A 23,574-nucleotide genomic window follows, 5' to 3' on the forward strand; every position below is an offset into this window, starting at 1 on the left:
TTTCAGGTATCCACGATATGAATGTCGAATGAAACTGATCAAACCATTTACCACCCTGCTCATTCTTCTGGGGTGCCTGGCCCAGGCCTTTCCCCAGACCGATTGCGGAGAAGCTGCACTGACCGAGGCCAGGAAAAAATATGAATCCGGTAACTTTGAACTGGTCATCTCAATGCTGACCGGGTGTGCAGTCAGCATGCCTGACAACCAGCAAAAGGCGGAAGCTTACCGGTTGCTCACCCTTTCGTACCTGGCCATGGATTCCATCAGCACCGCCACCGAGTGTGCCACCCAGCTGCTGAAAATAAATCCAAACTTTGAACCGGACCTGTTCGATCTTCCACGATTCATACAGCTGATCCACAGGCTCAACGAAGCAACGCGGGTCCAGCAGGTCACCTCTGTCTCCAAGCGTGCTGAAAACATCTATGAAGCACCTGCCAACATCCTGGTCGTTACCCGGGAAGAGATCGAACAGCGGGGATACATGGATCTGGTGGAAATGTTGCGCGATGTCCCGGGCTTTGACCTGACCATGTTTTACGGATCGCAGTATGCCAACATCTACCAGAGGGGATTCCGGCAGAACAACACCGAAAAAACGCTCGTTCTGATCGATGGCATCGAGGATAATGACCTGTGGACAAACTGGGCGGATATTTCCCGGCAGTATCCCCTATCGAATATTGAAAGAGTGGAAATCATTTACGGGCCGGCCTCCACCATGTACGGGCCAAATGCCTTTGCAGGGGTGATCAACATCGTTACCCAGGACGCCGCTGCGATCATCAAGGAGGATCGCAAACTGGGCATCCGCGCCAATGCAGGGTACGGGTCGTATCGTTCAGCCTGCGCGGATCTATCGGTCTCCGCCCGAAAGAATAAATTCAGCAGTTCATTCACCGGCCGGTTCTACCAGTCAGATGAAATGGATCTTTCCGCCCAGCCCTATTTCGACTATGACCCTGCCGTTTACGACACTGTTGATTACGTTCAGCTTCTCAGTGTTTCGGATCACGCAAGGGAGTATCTGTCAGACAATGAATTACCGGTAAATCATCCCTACTATGACGTGAGTCCTGATTCGTCAGCCATCACGCTCACCCCTGCCGGTGCCCAGGCAGCCAGGGACCTGGATAAGACAGGGTATGCACAGACCGTGAACGGGAATCCGGTTGGTTTCACCAATGAGACCCATTGCTGGTTCGTCAACGGAAAACTTCAGTTCAGCAATTTCACCCTCGGATTTCAGTCGTGGAAAAAAAGTGAAGGATCCACCACACAGTACACCGACCTTCTCGTACCGGGCTCGGAAAACGGTTTTATCTGGGCTCCCCAGCTTTCTTACATCTACACGAAGTATGAAGAACAGATCAGTAAACGCTTGTATGTATACAGTCTGACCAACTACCGTATCCATTCCCTGACCGAGGATTCCAAATACGTTTCTGTCAAGAACTACTCCCTGGGAAACTATGACCTTGCCAGCCTGGTTGGGGCGACAGAACCTGAATGGACCACCCTGTACGCTTATGAAAGTTCCAGGCAGCTCCGTACCGAATTAAAACTGATCTGGGATCCCCTTCAGCAACTCAGCGTAGTCTCCGGGATCGAGGTCAGAAACAGTTCCCTGCAGGGCAGTTACCTCTACAGTACGTATCCCCATCCGCAGGATTCAGCTGTTCTTAATCCTTCGCCCAAAGGAGGAAATACCTATAATACCTGGGACGTGGGCATCTACGCCCAGGCTACCTATACGCTGTTTGAAGACCTCAGGCTGACCCTGGGAGCCCGCTATGACTATAATAAAATCCGCTCAAGCGGCGGATTTGGATCAGAAATAAGCCCTCGAATAGCGATCGTTTACACCCCGGGATCTTTTGTCTTTAAAGCCATTTACTCAAGGGGTATCGAAAATGTATCCAACTGGACCAAATTCTCATCCGCAGGGAACCGTCTACCCAATCCAACGCTGGGTACGGAAAGCATACGGAACTACGAGGTAACAGGAGCGTGGATGATCCGGAAGGAATTCGTTGTTGATGTCGCTTTCTATCATTCGATCATAGAAGATGTCGTCGGAACGGTAACGGTACCTGACCAGCCCGGCAAGAACCAGAATGCCAACATAGGTGTTTTCAGGATCAATGGTTTTCAGTCGAACCTGACCTACCGGACCAGGACCTTCTCGGCATATGCAAATTATACCTTTACAGATCCCCGGCAGACCTACAGTGAGCTTGGGGAAGTGGACAATTTGATCGGTGACATTTCAAAGCACAAGTTCAACGTAGGAGCCAACAAAACTTTCTTTGAAGACCTGCAGGTGAACCTGAGGCTGAATTATACCGGCAAGAGAGAAACCGGAGCCGGAACGACGGTACCTTTGAACTGGAATACGTTTCCAGCCGTCGTTCTGCTCAATGGAGCCGTCACGTACAGGAACGACCTGGTTCCAGGCCTGAATGTCCAGCTGGTTTGCAATAATGTACTCGGCAAGACCTATTATCATCCAGGTACCAAGGCTGCTGATGGCGTGCTCAGCCCGACGGACATCCTGCAAAGAGGGAGGCACTGGGTGATCCGGTTGTTATTTGAGTGGTAAGGACCAAAATTGTTAAATTGTCAAATTGTTAAGCTGAGGTTGTACGAAAGTGGGTAAAGCAGTATATACGACGATACGGGACGGGGCGTCGGAGTGGGGAGAGCTGATCCTGCCGGCTGAACCAAGAGCGCGGCGGGGGGGATTGCGTACCGTCATGTTTGGAAGCACCACCGCAGGTCATCTTGTGCTGGAAACACTTCTGCGCTTCGACAGGAGCCATCCGGGCAAAATGGATATCAGGGCAGTGGCAACGGATGACACGCACGATCCGAGAGCCAGGATCGGTCTCCGGAAACGTATTTGGAAACATTATTCACCCGAAGAGCGTCTGCGGCTAATGGACAGGATGATCCAGGGGACCGTATCGGAAGGCATTCCGTGCTATACCGGCGGAGTGAAAAATGATTACTTCGCCGGATTGCTCAGGGAGTGGGACCCGGAGCTGATCATCATGTGCTGTTTTGGCCAGAAAATAAACCGTTCCATCTACGACTACCCGGTATTTGGTATGTATAATTTTCATCCGTCGGACCTCGCAGCCAACATCGGTGCCGGCGCTCGCCCGTTCGAATCCACGATCCGCGAGGGCAGGACCACTTCCTGCATGATCCTCCACCGTGTCACCGAACGTATCGACGGCGGTCCCATCGTTGGCATTTCACCCCGGATCAATATCGCCCTTGCCAACGACAGCTACCCGGATAATTTTTTGGTACTGCAGGAAAAAATACCGTCTGCCTGTGGATGGATGACCTACGGGCTGCTCTTATCCGTTCTGGAGCGGAAGGAGCGTGGTGAGACCGAGGCCGTCGCATCCATCGACTTTGACAGGATCATTCCGGAACCGGTGAAGCAAATGCTGATGGAACCGGTGGAAAATGATCCTTTGAAAATTAAAAAATTACCGTTCCCCGAGTGAGGGACTTCCTCGCACCGGTGAATGAAATGAGATCAAAGACACACCTGATGACCCCGGGAAAAACAATCAGCCGTGGCACAAGCCAGCAATCAGCACAATGGATCTTCAGACTGCTGAACATTCGCCAGGGTGAAGGAAAGCCCGTTGTTTTGCTGATCCTGTTTTCCTTCTTTATGGGCATGGCCCTGTCGTACTACTTTACGGCCTCCAATGCGATATTCATCAAGCATTTTGAGCCCAGGATGATCTCGCTGTCCTACATTGTTTCGGGCATCGCTGTCTACCTCACCTGGCTCCTGCTGACACAGATCGATAAGCGACTCCCCCTCAGCCTGAGGTTCATCGTCAAATATATCTTCGTTGTCGTCTCAGTGGTTGCCATCAGCATCGGAACCTGGCTCCAGGACTCGGATGTGATGGCATTCATCCTTTTCACCTTTGTCAGGGTGCTGGTTTATATCACCCTCATCACCTTCTGGGGGCTGGCAGGATCGCTGTTCAACCTACGGCAGGGTAAAAGGATCTTTGGACTGATCGGGACGGGTGAATCCATTTCGGTCATCCTGGGTTACTTTTCAGTTCCTCTCCTTCTGCAGTTTGTTGAAACGCCATTTCTGCTCTTCTTATCATCGTTTGCATTCCTGATGTGCTTCATCGTCGTGCTGGTCATCCTGAGAAATTACAGGGAACAGCTGGGATTTGCGCCGGCCAGGCCGGAACGGGAGGTAAAGGATGAATCAGGCAGGTGGAAATATACTGCCCTGCTGAAACAGCCCTACTTCCTGCTCATTTCCCTGCTGGCCCTGTTGCCGATATTCGGATATCTGTTCGTGGATTATATGTTCCTCCATCAAACTAAGTACGAGTTCAACAACGACCGGGAGACGATCGCCAGGTTCCTGGGCTATATGCTGGGGTTTGTGGCCGTGGTGGAGCTTGTCTTCAAAATCTTTGTCTCGGGCCGTCTGCTCAGCAAATATGGCCTCAAACCCAGCCTTGTATCTCTGCCGGCCGCCCTGCTGATCAGTACATCGATGGCCGTTCTGTTTGGAGCCATTTACGGACCGACCGGCATCTTCTTCACCTTCATTGTCTTCTCACGGCTCCTGGAACGATCGGTGCGTGTTGCCATCTATGAACCTGCTTTTCAGCTTCTGTACCAGCCTATCCCGCAGGAGCAACGGCTTGCCTTTCAAAGCCAGATCGAAGGCATCCCCAAAGCGCTTGGCACCATCCTTACCGGTGCCCTCCTTCTGGTGTTTGCCGGCATAGTCCCCATGACGCTGGTGTATTATAACATCTTTTTCCTGATCATCCTTCTGCTCTGGATCTATTATGCTGCAAAGATGTACCGTACATACCGCCACAGGATCAGGGAGGTTCTCACTCAGGGAAAAATGATTTCCCCTGAGAAACTTTCTTCTTACATAAATACCTTTATATCAAATATTTATGAAAAAATCCTGCAACAGGATACCCATCGTTTCCGCAAGCTGTTCCGCCTGATTGAAAAGACGGATCCCTTAATGACCGACAGGGTGATCAAGGATTTGTTGAACCAGGCTCCTGATCCTTTGAAAAAGGAGATCATTCCATTTGTCGAACAAAAGCAGATCATTTCAGCAAAAGAGACGCTGAAGGTCTTAAAGGCCGACGTTGCTCAGAAGGATCTGCAACCGATGCTGGAAAGCACCCTTTCCGAACTTCAGCTTGCAGAGAACTACCCGGTTGATCTGTTATCCAATCTTGCCCGTTCAAAAGATCCTGAGGAAAGGGAGGTGTCGGCCAGGCTGCTGGCAGCTTCGCCACGCTATCAGACGATCAGGATCTTATCCGAATTACTGCGGGATCCCCACCCGGATGTCCGTAAAGCAGCCCTGGTTTCGGCAGGCAAGATAAAAAGGGTGGAACTCTGGCCCGGGATCCTGGATAACCTGAGCCAGAGAGCATTTCTGCCCACAGCTTTTTCGGCCCTGAAAACGATCGGGGAACCGGTAACCGACCAGTTGGAGGACCTTTTCCGAAAAACAGGTACAAGCAGGGAAACACAGGTGCTGATCATAAAACTGTACCACGACATCGGTGGTGAAAAGGCCATCAGACATCTGCGCACCAGGATCAATTTTCCGGATATGGATATCCGAATGCACGCGCTTCTGGCACTGAGCAAGCTGAACTACCAGGCGGACCACCACGAGCAGACCCTGATCAAGCAAACCATCGAGACCAACATTGAAATCATGGTCTGGATCATGGCCGGGATCGTGGACCTGGAACCCGAGGTTCGCGCCCGGCATCTTCTGGATGCGCTGCGGGCCGAACTCACTGAAAAGAAGGAACACATCTTCCTGCTTCTGTCGCTGATCTACGATGCCAGAACCATCCGCCTGATACGCGAAAACATAGAAAGCGGCAACAACCAGGCAAAAATCTTCGCCATGGAGATCAGCGATATGATGGTTGCAGCAGACATCAAGGAACTGTTGCTGCCCTTGTTCGACGACCTGTCGGCCAGGGAGAGGCTGGCCATGTTCAAAAACCGCTTCCCCCAGGAAAAACTGACCTGTTTGGAGCGTTTCTGCGACATCATCAACAAGGATTATAACCTGATCAGAAGCTGGACGAAGGCGTGCGCGGTTGAATTACTGATCCACTTTGACGTCAGGGAGGTTTCGGAGATCCTTTGCGCCAATATGGTCAATCCCTCCCGGATGATTCGCGAAACTGCCGCCTGGGTGCTGCATGCCATGGATCCGGACCTGTTCTTTGATGTGATAGCTGTACAACGTCCGGACGTCAAGCAACAACTGGAAGCGATCACCAGAAAGATCGGGATGCTGAAGCCTTTCAGGGATAAACTGCTGATCACTGAAAAAACGGAAGCACTCAAAAATTCAGGCTTTTTTACCGGGATCCCTGATCCTGTGCTGGCCGACCTTGCGATGACGGCAGAGGATGTGACACTGGAAACCGGTCAATCCCTGCCGGAGCACGATGATGGCGGAGCATATTTTTGCCTGGTGCTTTCCGGTCAGGTCATAAAACGGGAAAACAAGACATTGGAAGTAATCTTTGGACAGGGGCAGGTATTGATCAGGGAACCGGATCCATCATCACGGACCCGTGTTCATTATTCAGCAAAGGAGGATTGCCTGCTGCTGCTGATCGCTATGGATCTGATCATTGACCTGATGAGGGATTATCCGGTTTTCACCGGAAAATTGCTGGAATGGTATTAGAATGATAATCGTCAACGACATAAAAAGGAGCATCCCATGAAGATACGGATGATGCAAAAAGTGATCGCCACACTCTTTTTCCTGACCACTGCCTGGGGATTCCAGGCGGGTAACCTGTGCAGGGGACAGGAAGTTGGCAATCCTTTTATCAAAAATCTGGGGCCGGAAACATACAATGCACATTCCCAGAATTTTACAGTAGCCCAGGACAAGAGAGGGGTCATGTATTTTGGTAACTTTTCCGGGATCCTCGAATACGACGGGGACCAGTGGCGACTCATCCCAACTGAAAACATTTCCAGGGTTTCATCCCTTTCCATCGCTGCCAACGGTATCGTTTACGTCGGGGCAAGAGGTGAAATGGGCTACCTGTCACCCGATCCTTCCGGGAATATGGCATTCGTATCCCTGAACGACCTGATCCCATCGGACTACAGAAATTTTCTGGATGTCCTGGGAACGTATGCCACCTCAAAAGGAGTATATTTTGTAACGGAACAGTTCATTTTCTTTTATGATTTTGACTTCATTCAAGTGACGGAGGTTGACGGAGGGGTCCTGTCCTCGCAGTGCATCCATGATACCCTTTATTGCTGGGTCGAAAACAAAGGATTGGTCAAGTACGGCCACGGGCATCCGGAGCTGTTGGTCGACCGGCATTCCGGTGATGGCATCCTGGAAATCAGAGTCCTGATCACGGTGAACGACACGACGTTCCTGCTGGGGACCGCCGGTCAGGGGCTTTTCTGGCTGAGAGGACGCGATGTCGAAGGATTCAGAACGAATGCAGGCACTGATCTCACCGGGATCCAGTTCAGGTGTGGAGTTCAGTTGCAGGATGGCACCTTTGCATTCGGAACAGAGAGGAATGGGATCATCATCGTGGAACCCGGCGGGAACATCCGGCAGGTGATCAATGCAAAAAACGGCCTCAGGAACGATAATGTCGCATTCCTATACAAAGGCAGAGAGGGAAATCTCTGGGCTGCACTGAACAATGGTCTTGCCCTGATCGCCATCCCATCACCCATTTCCTATTTCGTTGAACAAAGAGGGATCAGTGGCGGTGTGACTGATATAACCCGGATAAATTCGACACTTTTTGTTTCCACTTATCAGGGTTTGTTCCATTACGACATGCCCGATCACACATTTAAATCTGTTTCCGGGATCACCACCGGATGCTGGGCGATCCTCCCTGACGATGATGGCCTGCTGGCCGCCACCAGCAAAGGAGTATACCAGGTCAGGGGACTCCGTCCGGTCCTGATCACAGAAGGGTCATCCTATGCACTTTGCAGGTCAGCGTTCAATCCATCCATTCTCTATGCAGGACAAACCGGGAGCATGCTGGTTATGGAAAAAACAACGGGTCAATGGAAAACCAGAAGCACGGTCACCGGAATTAACGGCGAAATCATGGAAATCGCCGAGGAAAAGGACGGATCGGTATGGATGAATACCCCGTTGAGTGGCCTCTACCTTTACCGGCCAGCCGCATCAGCCCTGATCCAGCGATACGACACCACCAGCGGGCTTCCGTTCATGACCGGTAATCATCTCAGCAAGCTGACTTCCGGAATCCAACTGAACACCCGTCAGGGACTCTATCGGTACAATCCTGAAAGCAAGGCATTTGAAGTATTTCAACTCTTCCCTGAAGACAGCATCAACCGGAATATCTGGCTGAAGTCGACCGTTGAGGATCATCAGGGCAATCTATGGACCACCAACGGGGATGACAAAGGCATAACCTTTTACAGGAGGAACCAGGGTATCCTTTCCGAAAAGGTCACCACCCCGTATCGCCCCCTGAATGATCTGGTGGTATGGAACATTTACACCGAAAAAAACGGCATTGTCTGGTTCGGGGGACCCGACGGATTGTTTCGGTACGATCCCTCCGTTCACACGCACCACGACGTGGATTTCCAAACGCTGATCCGGCAAGTGACCATCAAGGGGGATTCAACGGTCTTCCGGGGAACGTTTTATGACCGGGATGGCATCACTGCCGGCCAGCCAGGTGAATATCCTCCGATGGCCATCGACTATGCGCACAATTCCATTCTGTTTGAATATGCCTCTGTCAGCATGCATGTCAGGGGAGAAAATGAATACCAGTACATCCTGGAAGGATTTGACAAAGGCTGGTCAGAATGGAGGAATGAAAACACCAAGGAATACACCAACCTGCCAAAAGGGGACTATGTATTCCGTGTACGATCAAAAAATGCTTACGACCGGATAAGCAATGACGCCGTATTCTCATTCCGGATCCTGACTCCGTGGTACAGGTTATGGTGGGCATACCTGCTTTACGCATTGATCCTCGGCGGGATCGTCTACCTGATCGTCCGTCTGCGGTCACGTAAATTACTGAAGGAAAAGCAGGCGCTGGAAGAGGTCATCCAGGAGAGGACCACCGAGGTGGTCAGGCAAAAAGAAGAGATCGAGCACAAATCCCTGGAGCTGTCCGAAAAGAACTACGAGCTGGAGAGGATCAATAAGACTGTCAAGTCAATCAACGAAGAAATCCACGTTGCACGTCTGACAGAATCAGTACTTGAAAAAATGAGCGCCATACCGGGAGTTGAAAGAGCTCTTGCCCTTGTCAGAGATCAGTCAGCACAGATCTTCAGGTACAAGGCTGGTTTTCAATGGGATACATCTGAGCTGGAAAACATTCAGTACGAGCTGGAGGAGGCCGAGGAGCGTTATTTGAAAAATGCCCTGGAAGTCCACGAGGATATTTTCGTCAAATCAGACCCGGTGAATCTGGCAGAAGCCCCTGAATTTAAACAGACAGGCCCACCCCGGTCGATGATCATTCTGGTTATCAAGGTTGAAGAAAAGGTCGAAGGCATGCTGTTATTCATGAATATGACCAGGGAAAATGCATTTGACATGCGTGACCTCGGATTCCTTAAGAATTCCAAGGAACATATCATCTCCGCATTCATCAAGTCCAGGATCCTGGAGGATCTTCAGCATACGCTCGAGAACCTGAAAGAAACACAAAAACAACTGATCCAGTCCGAAAAGCTGGCATCGCTGGGGCAACTGACCGCTGGCATTGCCCATGAAATCCAGAATCCGCTGAATTTTGTCAACAATTTTTCTTCGCTGTCGATGGATCTGACACGTGAACTGACGGAATACATCGAAAAAGAGAAAGGCAATCTATCTACTGAAACGTTGGGAGATATAGAGGAAGTGATCACCATGCTTGATTCCAATGTGAAGAAGATCAACGAACATGGCAAACGGGCTGAGCGGATCGTCAAGGGGATGCTGCAACATTCCAGGGGGAAATCAGGTGAATTTCTATCCACCGACCTGAATACACTGGTCGAGGAATATGTTAACCTTTCGTATCACGGGATCAGGGCAGAGAACAAGGAGTTCAATGCCACATTCGTTAAGGATTTCGATCCCGGGGTGGGAAAGGTGAAAATCGTTCCGCAGGACTTCAGCAGGGTGATCCTGAACATCATGAACAACGCCTGTTATGCCGTTTTTGAGAAAAGCCAGAAAAAAAAGGAGGGATATACCCCAACCATCGGGATCACAACGCAGCGGGCCGAACAGCAGGTCATTGTCCGGATCAAGGACAACGGTACCGGCATTCCGCAATCCATCCTCGATAAAATCTTCAATCCGTTCTTCACCACCAAGCCAACAGGAAAAGGAACCGGATTGGGACTTTCGATGAGCTACGACATTGTGACTAATATACATAACGGGAAGCTGGATGTCATCTCCGTCGAAGGTGAGTCAACGGAATTCGTTGTCACCATTCCGGATATCAAATGATCACGAAGTGAAGAAGAAATGAATGCGTACCTGATCCGAAGATCTTCTAACCTCGTGTTGCTGGCTTTCATCCTGATGACTGGAAAAATGCAGGCCCAGACCACCTTCATGATCCATGAATTCAATCTGATTTACCGGGGCGAGTTCAAACCCAGGCTTTCACTCAAGGCAGATCATTGGTTTACCGACCGTCTGGCCTTTAACAGTTATTTTTACGCCACCCCTAACTGGTCGGAAGGAGATGTCGGAATCGGTTATCAGGTCGCCAACTGGGCTTATGTTGGCTGCATGGTCGGCATTCAGAATGAAGGGGATCACCTGATGCGGATCATGCCGAACTTTTACCTTGTCAAAGGAAATTTTTCGCTGCTGGGCCTTTTCGGACACGGCATCGGTACAGATACCGACCGTTTTGCACTGCAGTTCTTTTACAATTTCGGGTCCTTCAAGGTTGGAGCCGAGGGGATCAAGGAATTCACCATCCGGGCACTTGGACCGCGTTTTGACTATACCCTGGTGGACGCGCCATCGATCCACCTCTGGGCTGCACCGTACTATGATTTTACCTACGACAAGTACGCTGCCATGTTTGGATTGTACGCCATATTTGGGAGCATCAGCCCGAAAGAAACACTTTTTGATTGATAAAGGAGGAACCATAGTCAATTTAATGGATCGAAATTGCTATATTTGGAAAGTCATAACAGAATCACTTACCCGTAAACCAAAAGAACCATATGGCAAAGAATGATCCGATCAAGATCATGATTGTAGACGATGAGCTGGATCTGGAGATCCTTTTCCGTCAGAAATTCCGGAAGCAACTCAAAGAGAGCGAATGGAGATTCGAATTTGCAGCGAACGGCCTTCAGGCACTGGCGCTCCTTCTGGAGCACCCGGATACATCCATCATCCTGTCGGACATCAACATGCCCGAAATGGACGGGTTGACCTTGCTGGCAAGGCTCAATGAGCTGAAAAATCCTGCCCTGAAGACCGTGATCGTATCTGCTTACGGAGACATGGACAACATCAGGACCGCCATGAACCGGGGTGCGTTTGATTTCATAACAAAGCCCATCAATTTTGATGATCTGGAGATCACGATCCATAAGACCATCGAACAGATCCGGATTCTTTACAAGGCAAATGAAGAGCACGAAGAGCTGGTTGCCCTGCAGCACGATTTGAACATTGCGGCCGAGATCCAGCATTCCATTCTTCCAAAGAAATTCCCGCCCTTTCCCGACCGGACCGATTTCGACATCCACGCCTTTATGAATGCAGCCAAGTCGGTCGGGGGGGATTTCTACGACTTTTTCCTGATCGATCAGGACCATATCGGGCTGGTGATCGCTGATGTTTCAGATAAAGGCATCCCGGCCGCCATTTACATGGCGGTCAGCCGCACCATTATCCGGGCAGCCGCCATAAAAGGCCTTCCGCCAAAGGAGTGCCTGGAATACTCCAACCAGCTGCTCTGCAAGGAAAACGTAAACCAGATGTTCGTAACGGTCTTTTACGGAATCCTCAATACCCAGACCGGGGAGTTCCACTATACCAACGGCGGGCACAACCCACCTTATGTGATCAGCCGGGGAGGGATGGTCAGAAGCCTTGAGAAAACCGGCGATGTCGTGCTCGGGGCCATCGATGATGTGCCTTACCATCAGAAAAGCACAAAGTTCCAGCCAGGAGAAGCGCTGTTTCTTTACACCGACGGGGTGACAGAAGCCATGAATGTCAACTATGAACTTTTTTCGGAAGCACGCCTCGAATCGGCGCTGAAGGCTGCCAGTCAGAACACACCGGGTGAGATCATCCTGCAGGTTTCGTCAGCCATTGAAAACTTTACCCTGGGTGCTCAGCAATCAGACGATATCACAATGATGGTGGTGAGGTATAACCCAGCATAAAATCCCTGAAAGACCGTGCTCCGACTGAAAAAAACACCCTCCATCTTCAAAGGTTTGCTATGGGTCCTCCTTGTAGCGCTTATCCTGCTTTTTACCGACCGCCACAACCGTCATCCCGAACCCGGGAAGGGAAACAAGACCTATCAAAACCTTACCGTACCAATGCTGATGGATGATGAGATCACCCCTGAATTTAAAGCCTATGTCAGAGAAGGGCTTTCAAAGGGATGGCCGGTTGAGCGAATGAGACTGGCCCTGATCGAATACTCCGACAGTCCCTTTACGGAATATACGGAAGAGGGCATAAAAGATGGGTTGAACAGGATTGGTCTGGTAGCAGATCAGGATTACCTGCTTGAAATCATGAATGCCCAGGGCGACATCACCATGTTGAACAGTATCATGGATGTTGTAGCCGTCAAACCATTCGATTTTGTGATGACAACCTCCACCCCTACCCTTCAGGCTGCATGCAGAAAGCTGCCGCACAAAACCGTAATCTTTACCACAGTGGCTGATCCTGTTACTGCCGGTGCCGGAACAAGCTTTACAGAACACCGGCCGAACATGACCGGGATCTCGACCCTGTCCGACTTTGAAGGCATGGTCAGGCTGGTCAGGGCGCTGATGCCGGGGATGACAAGAGTTGGCACGCTGTTCAATCCGTCGGAAGTGAATGCCGTTGTGAACAAGGAGACCTTTGAATCCACCCTGGCCTCCAACGGGTTGACCCTGGTAGCCGTTCCGGTGAATGCTGCATCTGAAATCGGCAATGCAGTCCAATCGCTTGCTGCAATGGATATCCAGGCCATCTGCCAGGTCATCGATAACATAACGGGAGCAGCTTTCCCTCAGATCATCCGCGTGGCCAATGACTGCCATTTACCTTACTTCACGTTTGACTCCCCCCAGATCAAGGATGGAGCCCTGGCTGCCGTTGCCAGGGATTACCACCAGGCAGGCATTGAAGGGGTTTACCTGCTGGCCAGGGTCATCGCCGGTGAAGATCCTGCAGCAATTCCCTTTCAGTTTGTCAGCAAGACCGATATTCTGATCAATAAACACGTTGCTGAAAAATCAGAGATAAAGATACCGGCGGCCTACCAGGCGTATTTGATTGAAGTGAAAGATCATGAGTGAACAATTTACCATCCGTAAAGAAATTAAGGAAGGGCAACTTCTTCTGGTACTGAACGGAAGGCTCGACGCCTACTGGTCGGACATTCTGGGTGAAGAGATGGATACCTGCATCCACGATGGACATTATTCGATCTCAGTGGATACTGCCGGGATTACGTATGTCAGTTCAGCAGGTTTAAGGATCTTCCTGAATTATTACAAAAAACTCAAAGAGATCCAGGGTTCATTTGTTCTTATGAAAACCTCCCCGCAGGTAAGAACGATCCTTGAAATGGCTGGGCTGATGCAACTTATGCAGGGCAAAGAACACCTTGAACCGGAGGAGCCCAAAAAACAGACCGGGGAATCGCTCGTCGGTCACGTCAGGTATGTCATTCAACCCTTTGTTACGGAAGAAGGTCTGAAAGGATGGATCACCGGATCTGCAGGCGATCTGACCACACGGAACATTACACCAGCCAGCGTCCGTTCCGTTGACTTTCACTCCGGCCTCTACGGTGCTGGCATCGGAGCATTTGGTGATGATTTTGGTGATTATTGTCACCGGATGGGTGAATTTATCGGACTTGGAGACGTGATTGCCTGTTTACCGACAGATGGCCGGAAAAAACCCGACTACCTGAGCAGGGTTGGCCGGATGGTACCGCGTGTCAACCTCCTCTACGGGCTTCTCTTTGAAGGAAAATTTTCGCACAAAATACGGTTTGAGATGACAGGTCCGAACAAAAAGATATACCTCAGCGACCTCATTGCTCAACTTCACGGGCTGATCCCTTTCGGAAGGGCCGGCATGGTCATGGTGGCTGAAACAACAGGTCTTGTGGGGGCTGCACTTTCAGCGGATCCGTTGTCGGGTGAGCTGTCAAACCCGCTGTTCTCCTTTCCGGAAATCAAACAACAGGTAACCGTTACAACAGAACCCGAGTTCAGCGGCAGGCTGACGGTCACCACCGGTATGGTCGCCCTGGCAACAAATGATGAAGCGTATGGATATGGACGGCCGCTGAAGTCCGGCTCACCGTTTTTGGGACACTTGCATACTGCCGTCTTTTCTTATCATCCGCTGAAAAAACAATGGGATGATCCGCAGGAGGTGATACATCGCCTGGTGGAGGAGCACCAGTTCGAAACGATCCTTCACCTGCTTAATGATGAACGGCCCCATGCAGGAATCGGAGAAAGCGAATTTCAGACTGGTACGGTCTGGATGGGCGAGATAGAAACGCTGGAAAAAAACTGATCGAAAGGCACGACCATGAGTTTACTGATAAGCTCCCTGATCATCGGACTAATTCTCTCGCTTCTGGCAGTCGGAGTTTTTATCAGTTTCCGCATCTTCAATTTCCCCGACATCACCGTGGAAGGATCCATCACCTTTGGTGCTGCACTGGCTGCAGCTGCCATTCAAGGGGGCTTGCATCCGCTGGTTGGAACCCTGCTCGCATTTCTGGGAGGTTTCATCGCCGGCATGGTCACAGGGACCCTTCACGCCAAATTCAAGATCAATGCCCTGCTGGCGGGCATACTGGTCATGACCGCTTTATATTCGGTCAATCTGCACGTGATGGGCAAAAGCAATATTCCCCTGCTTACACAGACGACTTTGTTTACGTACGTGGAAAAACTTAGCAGCGTAGTGTTCCCTGCTACCGGCATCCTGAACCTGGCCGGGTGGAACGTTCAAGCCAGAGACATCATGGCTGCTTCCGTGTTGCTTATCACCATCTCACTGATCGGATGGATCTTGCGCTGGTTTTTCTCCAGCCATTTTGGCACGGCCATGCGAGCTACCGGGAACAATCAACAGATGATCAGGGCACTTGGTGTCAACACCAATCGGATGATTGTCCTGGGGATCGGGCTGGCCAACGGACTGATTGGCCTATCCGGTGCCCTGCTTGCCCAGTACCAGGGATTTGCAGACGCTCAGATGGGCATAGGCATGCTGGTATGGGGACTTGCCAGCGTGATCATTGGTGAAGCGCTCATCAATCCACGAAGTGTCGGACTGCTGATCATGGGCGCGATCCTGGGCTCTGTTTTTTTTAGAATACTGGTGGCCATTGCACTCCGGTTAGGCATGAATCCAAACGATCTTAAACTGATCACAGCCCTGTTCGTCCTGATCGCCCTGGTGTTACCAACCCTGTTAAAAAAACTCAGAATCAAACCCTTGATGAATGACTACAGGTGAACCCATACTGAGGATCATCGATCTCTGGAAGACCTTTCACCCGGGCACCCCCAATGAGGTCAGGGCACTGCAGGGGATCAGCTGCGAAATCCAGGCCGGGAGCTTTGTCATCCTGGTGGGGACCAACGGCAGCGGAAAATCGACCCTGCTGAATGCAGTTGCCGGGACCTTCCTGCCCGACTCCGGTAAAATCCTGTTCAAACAAAAGGATATCACGCATAAACCTGAGCACAAAAGGGCACTTCATTTCGGCAGGGTCTTTCAGAATCCGTTCTCCGGCACCGCTCCTGACATGACCGTTTCCGAGAACCTGTCGCTGGCAGCAAAAAAAGGATCCCCCCGTGGACTGGGCTTGGCCCTGAACGCAAGGAGCAGGTCCCTTTTCAGGGAACGGATCAAATCGCTGAACATGGAAATGGAAGACAGGCTCCAGACACCCATTGGAAAGCTTTCCGGAGGTCAGCGCCAGGCCATCACGCTGCTGATGGCCTCGTGGGTGAAACCCGACATCCTGCTGCTGGATGAACATACTGCCGCCCTGGATCCCAAAACAGCCTCCAAGGTAGTTCAGCTCACCCGCGAAATCGTCGAAAAGGATCACCTGACTACCCTGATGGTCACACATTCCATGCAGCAGGCCATTCTTCTTGGCGACAGAATCCTGATGCTTCACCGGGGAAAAATCGTGAAGGATATCACCGGAGAAGAAAAAAAGAATCTGAAAGTCAACGATCTGATGGCATTTTTTGATGAGATCAGAAAAAAGGATCTCATCGATCCTTCCCTTGCGGAAATGTTCCGTCAAAACTATTTGTAACCACAATTTACCTATCCTGAAGATCCAAAGGTATAAATTCCTAATTTTACGACCTAATTTTCCATCATTCGATGATTGACTTTGAGGGAGCCAAGAAATTTATCATTGACAAGCTGAGAAATGAACTGCGGCCGGAGTTGCAGTACCATAATTTCGAACATACGCTGGATGTTCTTGAATCGGTCGAGCGGTTGGCCTCGCTGGAAAAGGAAAACGGGCACGACCTGCTGCTGCTGAAAACAGCTGCCCTTTTTCACGATTCCGGAATGCTGATCCGGTACGGTGACCACGAAGAGGCTTCCGGGATCATTACCCGACAGTTCCTCCCCGGTTATGGATATTCAGGGAAGGACATTGAAATCATCAACAAAATGATCCTGTCGACTAAACTGCCACAGAATGCCGCTACAAAGCTGGAAAAGATACTCTGCGATGCCGACCTTGACTACCTCGGCAGGGATGATTTTTACATGATCGCTCACCGGCTCAGATATGAATGGAGCCAGCTGAATATTTTCACGACATCCCTTTACGAATGGTACCGGCTGCAGATGAATTTCCTGGCAAACCATGATTACTACACTCCTTCCGCCATCACGTTGCGAAAGGAGAAAAAAAATGTCCATCTTGCCGAGATCAGGGAACTGATCAAAGATTAACGAAAGAGCACTCCAGGCGCACATGGCCTGGACTGAAAGATCCATGTTGCCGGCGCTGACAGGGACGATGAAATTTCTGATCAAATACTGGGAGGAAAAACCTCTTGCGGTCATTGTGCTGCTGGCCATCGTCCTGCGGCTTATTGCCTCTGTATTCGCCAGAGGATTTGGGATGCACGACGATCATTTCATCATCATTGAACCTGCCCATTCCTGGGCCATCGGGGAGGACTACGATAACTGGCTGCCGTGGAGTGAAGAAAACGAGGGTCCTTCAGGTCATAGTTTTTTCTATATCGGATTCATGTACCTTGTGTTCCAGCTTCTGGAATCCCTGTCCATTCACTCTCCGCAAACACAGATGTTCATTGTCAGGCTGATCCATGCCGTTTTCTCCCTGATCACCGTCGGGTATGGCTACCGGATTGCGCTTAAACTTTCTGATGATAAAACCGCCCGCCTCACCGGCCTGCTGCTGGCTGCCTGCTGGTTCATGCCCTGGCTCAGCGTCCGGAATCTTGTTGAAGTCGTCTGCATCCCCTTCATGGTACTGGGGACCTGGCACCTCCTGACAGCCTCACGGGGATGGAAATGGAAAGCCCTGCTGGCAGGATTCCTGTTTGGACTGGCATTTGCCGTTCGTTATCAGGTGTTTGTATACATTGCGGGTGTGTGGCTTGTCCTGATCCTGGAAAAGCGATGGAAAGAAAACCTGACCTTTTTGCTCGGGTTGGTCCTTTCCATTCTGCTGACACAGGGTGTCATTGATTTCTTCATCTGGAAAACCCCTTTTGCAGAGCTCAGGCAATATGTCCTTTACAACATCCATCACCGGTTCGAGTACATCATCGGCCCGTGGTACAACTACCTGGTATTTTTGTTGGTCATGCTGGTACCCCCTGTCAGCATCTTTCTGTTCACCGGACTTTTCAGGAACTGGAAAAAACAGATGCTCCTGTTCATCCCGGTCATTCTTTTCCTGGTCTTCCATTCGGTATTTCCCAACAAACAGGAACGGTTCATCATACCCATCGTTCCCTTTCTGATCATAAGCGGTATCACGGGATGGCAGGAATTTGTAAGGCAATCCGGATTCTGGAAGCAGCGCCGGCGCCTGCTCGCCGCCTGCTGGATCTTCTTCTGGATCATCAACCTGATGCTGTTACCTTTCGTCACCACCATGTACTCGAAAAAAGCGCGCGTGGAATCCATGACCTACCTGTCGCGTTACCCGGGCATTGATTTTGTGCTGTTCGACGACACCTTCCGTCACGAGGTGCTGATCCCTCCCTCCTATTATTGCGGGCAGAAATTAAACGTTTATTCCATCAGCGGTACCCACCCTGTGGATTCCCTGAAGACGCAACTGGAGGTGTACGGCAAGGCGAAATATCCCCGCTTTGTACTTCTTTTCCAGGACAAGGCGATCGATCAGCGTGTGGATGAAATCAAAACCGTTCTGCCCAACATTGAATATGAAACAAGGATAGAGCCTGGGCTGGCCGACCGTTTTCTCTACTGGCTCAATCCGGTCAACGCCAATCAGACAGTGATCATCTACCGGAACAGGGACTTTTTTCCAAATAAGATAAACGATTAACGATATCAGATATCAGATTATGACGGTTGAGGAAGCAAAACGGCGGATCAGGGAGCTGACGGATCAGATCAACGACCATAACTACCGTTATTATGTGCTGGCAGATACGGTGATCACCGACTTTGAATTCGATCAGCTCATGGAGGAGCTTCAACAGCTTGAAAGCGAATTCCCTGAGTTGACCGGCAAAGACACACCCACCCGGCGTGTGGGCGGTGAAATCACAAAGGAATTCCGCCAGGTCGTCCACACCTACCCCATGCTTTCGCTTAGCAATACCTATTCTGAAGAAGAGATCACCGATTTTGACAAGCGACTTCGAAAGCTTACCAGCGGAGCGATTGAATATGTCTGTGAATTGAAATACGATGGTGTTGCCATTGGGCTGCGGTACGAAGAGGGCAGGCTGCTGCTGGCGGCCACCCGGGGTGACGGGATCCAGGGTGATGATGTGACGACCAATATCCGGACCGTGCGGTCGATACCCTTGCAGCTCAGGGGCGACTATCCACCTGCCTTTGAGATCAGGGGTGAGGTTTATCTCCCACTGGACGGATTTGAAAAGCTCAACCAGGAAAGGGAGGAAATCGGGGACCCTCTGTTTGCCAATCCCAGGAATGCGGCTGCCGGTAGTCTGAAAATGCAGGACTCCGCCCTTGTCGCACGCCGCCCGCTCGATTGTTTTCTCTATCATGTGCTGGGGGAACAACTGCCTTTTGATAACCACTACGATAACCTGATGAAAGCCCGCGAATGGGGGCTCCGGATTTCCCCCTATGTGGCAAAGTGCCAAACGGTAGAAGAAATTTTTGATTTCATAAATTACTGGAATGTAGAACGTTACAAATTACCATTCGACATTGACGGGGTCGTCATTAAGGTAAACTCTCTTGCACAGCAAGAGGAAACGGGATTCACGGCCAAATCTCCGCGATGGGCCATTGCCTATAAATTCAAGGCGGAAAAGGTGGCCACCCGGTTGCTTTCGATCGACTTTCAGGTGGGAAGGACAGGGGCGGTCACGCCTGTCGCCAACCTGAAACCGGTACTCCTGGCCGGCACGATCGTCAAGCGGGCATCGCTGCACAATGCGGATATCATCAAAAAGCTGGATGTCCGGATCGGCGATACGGTCTTTGTTGAAAAAGGAGGTGAGATCATTCCGAAAATCGTTGGTGTGGACCTGCCGCAACGGCCCCCGGAGGCTGCACCTGTCGAATTTATGACCTACTGCCCCGAATGCAGGACAGCCCTTGTGCGAAAGGAAGGAGAAGCCATACACTATTGTCCGAATGAGGAGGGATGTCCCCCGCAGATCAAGGGAAGACTCGAACATTTCATCAGCCGCAGGGCCATGAACATCGAAAGCCTGGGTGAAGGAAAAATCGGAATCCTCTATGAAAACGGGCTGGTCAGGGATGTCGCCGACCTGTATGCACTGAAATATGAGGACCTTTACGGGCTTGAAAAGATCTATGCCGCCGGGGAGGATAAAAAAGAAAAAAAGATCAGCTTCAGGGAGAAAACGGTGAACAACATCCTTGAAAGCATCAACGCCTCCAGAAAGGTCATCTTTTCCCGGGTTCTGTTTGCTCTTGGGATACGGTATGTGGGTGAAACGGTAGCAAAACGACTCGCACAGCATTACAAAAGCATCGACAGGTTAATGGAGGCTGATTACATGGAGCTGATCCTGGTGGATGAAATCGGTGAAAAGATCGCAGAAAGCATCCAGGCTTTTTTCAGGAATCCAAAAAACACCCGGCTGATCGAACGCTTGAAAGAAGCCGGCATTCAGCTGAAAGCCGGCCAGGAAGAAGTGGAACTGGTCTCCACTAAACTTGAAAACAAAGCTGTTGTAGTCAGTGGCGTGTTCACTCGGTTTTCGCGGGAGGAGATCAAACGGTTGATCGAAGTGAACGGAGGGAGAAATGTTTCAGGCGTCAGCTCCAAAACAGACCTGATCGTAGCAGGAGCCAACATGGGACCCAAAAAGCTGGAACTTGCCCGGACACTTGGGATCAAGATGATCACCGAAAGGGAATTCATACAGATCCTGGGGATAAAAGACGACAAATAGCGAACAGCGAACTACAAACTGGTTCGTATAAATCAGTCCGCCGTTCGCCGTTTGCTGTTCGCCGGCCGGTCTTTACCTGATCCTGTGAACTTCCCCCGAACCTGTCACTGATATGGACTTTACGCTGGCCTGACCCTTGTAATATACATCTCCTGAACCGCTGGATGATACCGAAAGATCACCGTCGACCCAGACACTGGTATCCCCGGAGCCGGTTTTCTCGACGGAACAAACATCGGACTTCAGATCCCCGGCATCCACATCACCTGAGCTGACCTGTTTGATGGTGAGGTTGCCTACCGTTCCCGAAAGTTCAACATCGCCTGAACCGGTGAGTTTCACCGTACATTCCGCCATGGCGTCGCTGTGAAAGTCAACATCGCCCGATCCGTTGATCCCAATATTGGTCGTCAAAGCAGTGCCATACACCTCCACATCCCCGGATCCGTTGATGCGCAGGTCAAGCGCCTCAACGTTCAGATTCAGGTGTGTATCGCCTGAACCATTGACTTTAACTTCAAGGTGAGGCACTTCGAGCAGGGTTTCCGTCAGGCAATCACCCGATCCGTTGATATGTAATTTTTCCAGGCCGGCGACCGTGATGTAGGCTTTGAGGGTTTTTATGCTCACCGGGCACCGCTCCAGCTCGATCAGCAGGATGCCATTCTCAACCCAGGTTTCAACCTTGTCCATAACACCCTCGTCCGTCTCAATGACAACACGTGGCGAAGATCCCTGATAAATGATCAGGTCGACCGAGCTCCTGTTCTCAATTGCCTTGAAAGGCATGACATCCCTTTCCTGCGATACCTGTGCGAGACTGCAGTTGATCGCTAAAACAGCTCCCAATCCTATCATAAAAATTCTTTTCATCACTCTTATTTTTAATTCATCCTTTCATATTTCTGATTTCCTTTGTGCCTTTGTGCCTTTGTGCCTCTGTGCCTTTGTGCCTTTGTGCCTTTGTGCCTTTGTGCCTTTGTGCCTTTGTGCCTCTGTGCCTTTGTGCCTTTGTGCCTTTTTACCACGCCTTTATCACCACCCCCGCCGTGCTGCTTTCGATATAGATCCGTGAAGCCGAACTTTTGTCATCGCCGATCACGCCGTGGTAAAGGGTGGTTGTCGGGTTTTCGGAGTCCTTTATCAGAGAAGCTTTCTCCTTCGGATAGCTCAATGAGCCCAGCTTGATGGTGGCATCCAGCTGATAACTTGCCTCTTCATCAACAACGGCTTCAATACTCCCGAACTGATTATAGATCCTGACTTCCGTGAAATCAGGAGCAATGTATTTTAACTGGACAGAGCCGTATTTTGAGTCGATCCCGATTTTCCTGAGCAGTTTGGCAATCTTCACGGTGGAGAACTCAGCATGGATGTCAGCCGTCTGTACATCGCCCATCGTGAATGTATCATACTGCGAGTCAATCTCTGCTGCGGTGACTTTTTCGATCCGAACCGTGGAAAACTTGGATTCAAGATCCATCTTTTTGGTTTCATACACGATGAAGTCGGAATATTTGACATCAGCCGAAAATTCCGTGATCATCCCGATGGATGCCTTGCCAAATTTGATTTCCAGTTCATTATCATAATTGATCAGGCTCCTGGCTTCCAGGTTGCCGTAACTCAGGTCAATGGCAGCCGGACCCCTTACATTCTCAATAAAAATATCCCCGAACCTGTTTTCCAGTGAGAGTGCAACTTTTTCGGGCATGTGAATCATATAGTCGATCTTAATGGAAACATTGTCACCATTCCCCTTGAATTGGTCGCTGATCTCCGTTTCAGCAACCACTTCAGAAGCCGATCCGTGCATTTCCACACGGATCATGTCAAAGATGCGGGCAGCTTTCTGCTCACTGGATGCATCCACGGAAATGGTCACCTCCAGCGAGATGGCACTCCGGTCCCAATTTGCGCAGTGGATCTTCCCGTATTGATTGTCCACATAAAGATGTGCATCGGTGCCAATGGCAAATTCCTTATTGATCGTACGGGTAAATTTATCCCCGCTGCCATTTACCGTGATGAAGGCCACGGTGAAAGGAACGATCAGCAGGAGGCGAAACGGGGCTATTTCTTTTATTTTCATGGGATTTATATTTTCTTAAGAGGATTGATGCTCTGACTGCAAGGAACTTTTATTCGTTGATAATTCAGTGATGATATGGTCAAGCAGGCTGGTGATGATCCTGTAATTATTGACGATGGCATCCAGCACCCTTTCATTTTTACCACTCGCGGCGTATTCCTGCTGCAACTGGATGTTGGAATCTTCCAGTTCACCTACCTCAGCAAGAGCCTGTTTCCGGATCCTCGCCGCTTCTTCTTTCGAGGTGGCCAGCGATTCAATTTGCTGAAGTTTTTCATCGGTCAGCGTTGCGTAATACATTTCAACATCATTTAATTCAGGAGGAAGTTCGCTTGCCGAGGTCCCTCTGATCATCGTCTTTGGGATCAAGTTGAAATAATTGATGGCAAATGAAGCAGTTATGATGACCAGGATGATCGCTGCCACCCTCCAAAGCTGCTGGAAACGGATGGGCCTTCTCTTTGGATTGTTGAGCTCCAGGAGTTTTTGCCGGAACC

Annotated in this window: 16 protein-coding genes; 13 read left to right on the forward strand and 3 right to left on the reverse strand. The window is 50.4% G+C overall.

The genetic code is table 11. From position 1 onward, the window contains the following. The first annotated feature begins 28 nt into the window (after positions 1 to 28). From PKI34_09220 to ligA, 13 genes are all read left to right on the forward strand, one after another. Positions 29 to 2,605: a TonB-dependent receptor gene (locus PKI34_09220; protein HNS17986.1), complete on the forward strand. Its 2,577-nt coding sequence runs from the start codon at positions 29 to 31 to the stop codon at positions 2,603 to 2,605. Between the two features lie 49 nt (positions 2,606 to 2,654). Further along, positions 2,655 to 3,524 (forward strand): formyltransferase family protein, encoded by an 870-nt coding sequence (locus tag PKI34_09225; protein HNS17987.1) that lies wholly within the window; start codon positions 2,655 to 2,657, stop codon positions 3,522 to 3,524. A 26-nt stretch (positions 3,525 to 3,550) separates the two neighbouring features. After that, on the forward strand, positions 3,551 to 6,763 hold the full coding sequence (locus tag PKI34_09230; GenBank protein ID HNS17988.1) for a HEAT repeat domain-containing protein: 3,213 nt from the start codon (positions 3,551 to 3,553) through the stop codon (positions 6,761 to 6,763). A gap of 36 nt (positions 6,764 to 6,799) precedes the next feature. Beyond that, complete coding sequence (locus PKI34_09235; GenBank protein ID HNS17989.1) at positions 6,800 to 10,579, forward strand: ATP-binding protein; 3,780 nt, start codon at positions 6,800 to 6,802, stop codon at positions 10,577 to 10,579. Between the two features lie 18 nt (positions 10,580 to 10,597). After that, positions 10,598 to 11,224 carry a hypothetical protein gene (locus PKI34_09240; protein HNS17990.1) on the forward strand — a complete coding sequence of 209 codons (627 nt, stop codon included), beginning with the start codon at positions 10,598 to 10,600 and terminating at the stop codon, positions 11,222 to 11,224. 92 nt (positions 11,225 to 11,316) lie between these two features. Beyond that, positions 11,317 to 12,495, forward strand: coding sequence for a SpoIIE family protein phosphatase (locus tag PKI34_09245; protein ID HNS17991.1), 1,179 nt, complete (start codon positions 11,317 to 11,319; stop codon positions 12,493 to 12,495). Positions 12,496 to 12,510: 15 nt separating this feature from the next. Next, positions 12,511 to 13,635, forward strand: a complete 1,125-nt coding sequence (locus PKI34_09250) for an ABC transporter substrate-binding protein (GenBank protein HNS17992.1) — start codon at positions 12,511 to 12,513, stop codon at positions 13,633 to 13,635. Then, positions 13,628 to 14,875 carry an STAS domain-containing protein gene (locus tag PKI34_09255; GenBank protein ID HNS17993.1) on the forward strand — a complete coding sequence of 416 codons (1,248 nt, stop codon included), beginning with the start codon at positions 13,628 to 13,630 and terminating at the stop codon, positions 14,873 to 14,875. The genes PKI34_09250 and PKI34_09255 overlap by 8 nt, the downstream gene beginning before the upstream one ends. Positions 14,876 to 14,890: 15 nt before the next feature. Further along, a complete protein-coding gene (locus PKI34_09260) occupies positions 14,891 to 15,829 on the forward strand; it encodes an ABC transporter permease (GenBank protein ID HNS17994.1) in 939 nt (312 codons plus the stop codon). Continuing rightward, positions 15,816 to 16,646: an ATP-binding cassette domain-containing protein gene (locus PKI34_09265; GenBank protein HNS17995.1), complete on the forward strand. Its 831-nt coding sequence runs from the start codon at positions 15,816 to 15,818 to the stop codon at positions 16,644 to 16,646. Before PKI34_09260 ends, PKI34_09265 begins: the two co-directional genes overlap by 14 nt. Positions 16,647 to 16,717: 71 nt before the next feature. After that, entirely contained in the window at positions 16,718 to 17,305 is a 588-nt protein-coding gene (locus PKI34_09270) for an HD domain-containing protein (protein HNS17996.1), read from the forward strand. A gap of 22 nt (positions 17,306 to 17,327) precedes the next feature. Continuing rightward, on the forward strand, positions 17,328 to 18,905 hold the full coding sequence (locus PKI34_09275) for a glycosyltransferase family 39 protein (GenBank protein ID HNS17997.1): 1,578 nt from the start codon (positions 17,328 to 17,330) through the stop codon (positions 18,903 to 18,905). A gap of 19 nt (positions 18,906 to 18,924) precedes the next feature. Next, positions 18,925 to 20,985, forward strand: coding sequence for an NAD-dependent DNA ligase LigA (gene ligA / locus PKI34_09280; GenBank protein ID HNS17998.1), 2,061 nt, complete (start codon positions 18,925 to 18,927; stop codon positions 20,983 to 20,985). Between the two features lie 72 nt (positions 20,986 to 21,057). On the opposite strand, the gene PKI34_09285 is transcribed toward ligA, so the two are convergent. The 3 genes from PKI34_09285 to PKI34_09295 all read right to left on the reverse strand — a co-directional run. Then, complete coding sequence (locus tag PKI34_09285; protein ID HNS17999.1) at positions 21,058 to 21,858, reverse strand: head GIN domain-containing protein; 801 nt, start codon at positions 21,856 to 21,858, stop codon at positions 21,058 to 21,060. Positions 21,859 to 22,006: 148 nt separating this feature from the next. Next, on the reverse strand, positions 22,007 to 23,077 hold the full coding sequence (locus tag PKI34_09290; GenBank protein HNS18000.1) for a hypothetical protein: 1,071 nt from the start codon (positions 23,075 to 23,077) through the stop codon (positions 22,007 to 22,009). Between the two features lie 15 nt (positions 23,078 to 23,092). Further along, positions 23,093 to 23,574 (reverse strand): hypothetical protein (locus PKI34_09295; GenBank protein ID HNS18001.1); only part of this gene is annotated, 482 nt, incomplete at its 5' end.

Source organism: Bacteroidales bacterium (assembly GCA_035342335.1).
Lineage (GTDB): Bacteria > Bacteroidota > Bacteroidia > Bacteroidales > JAGONC01 > JAGONC01.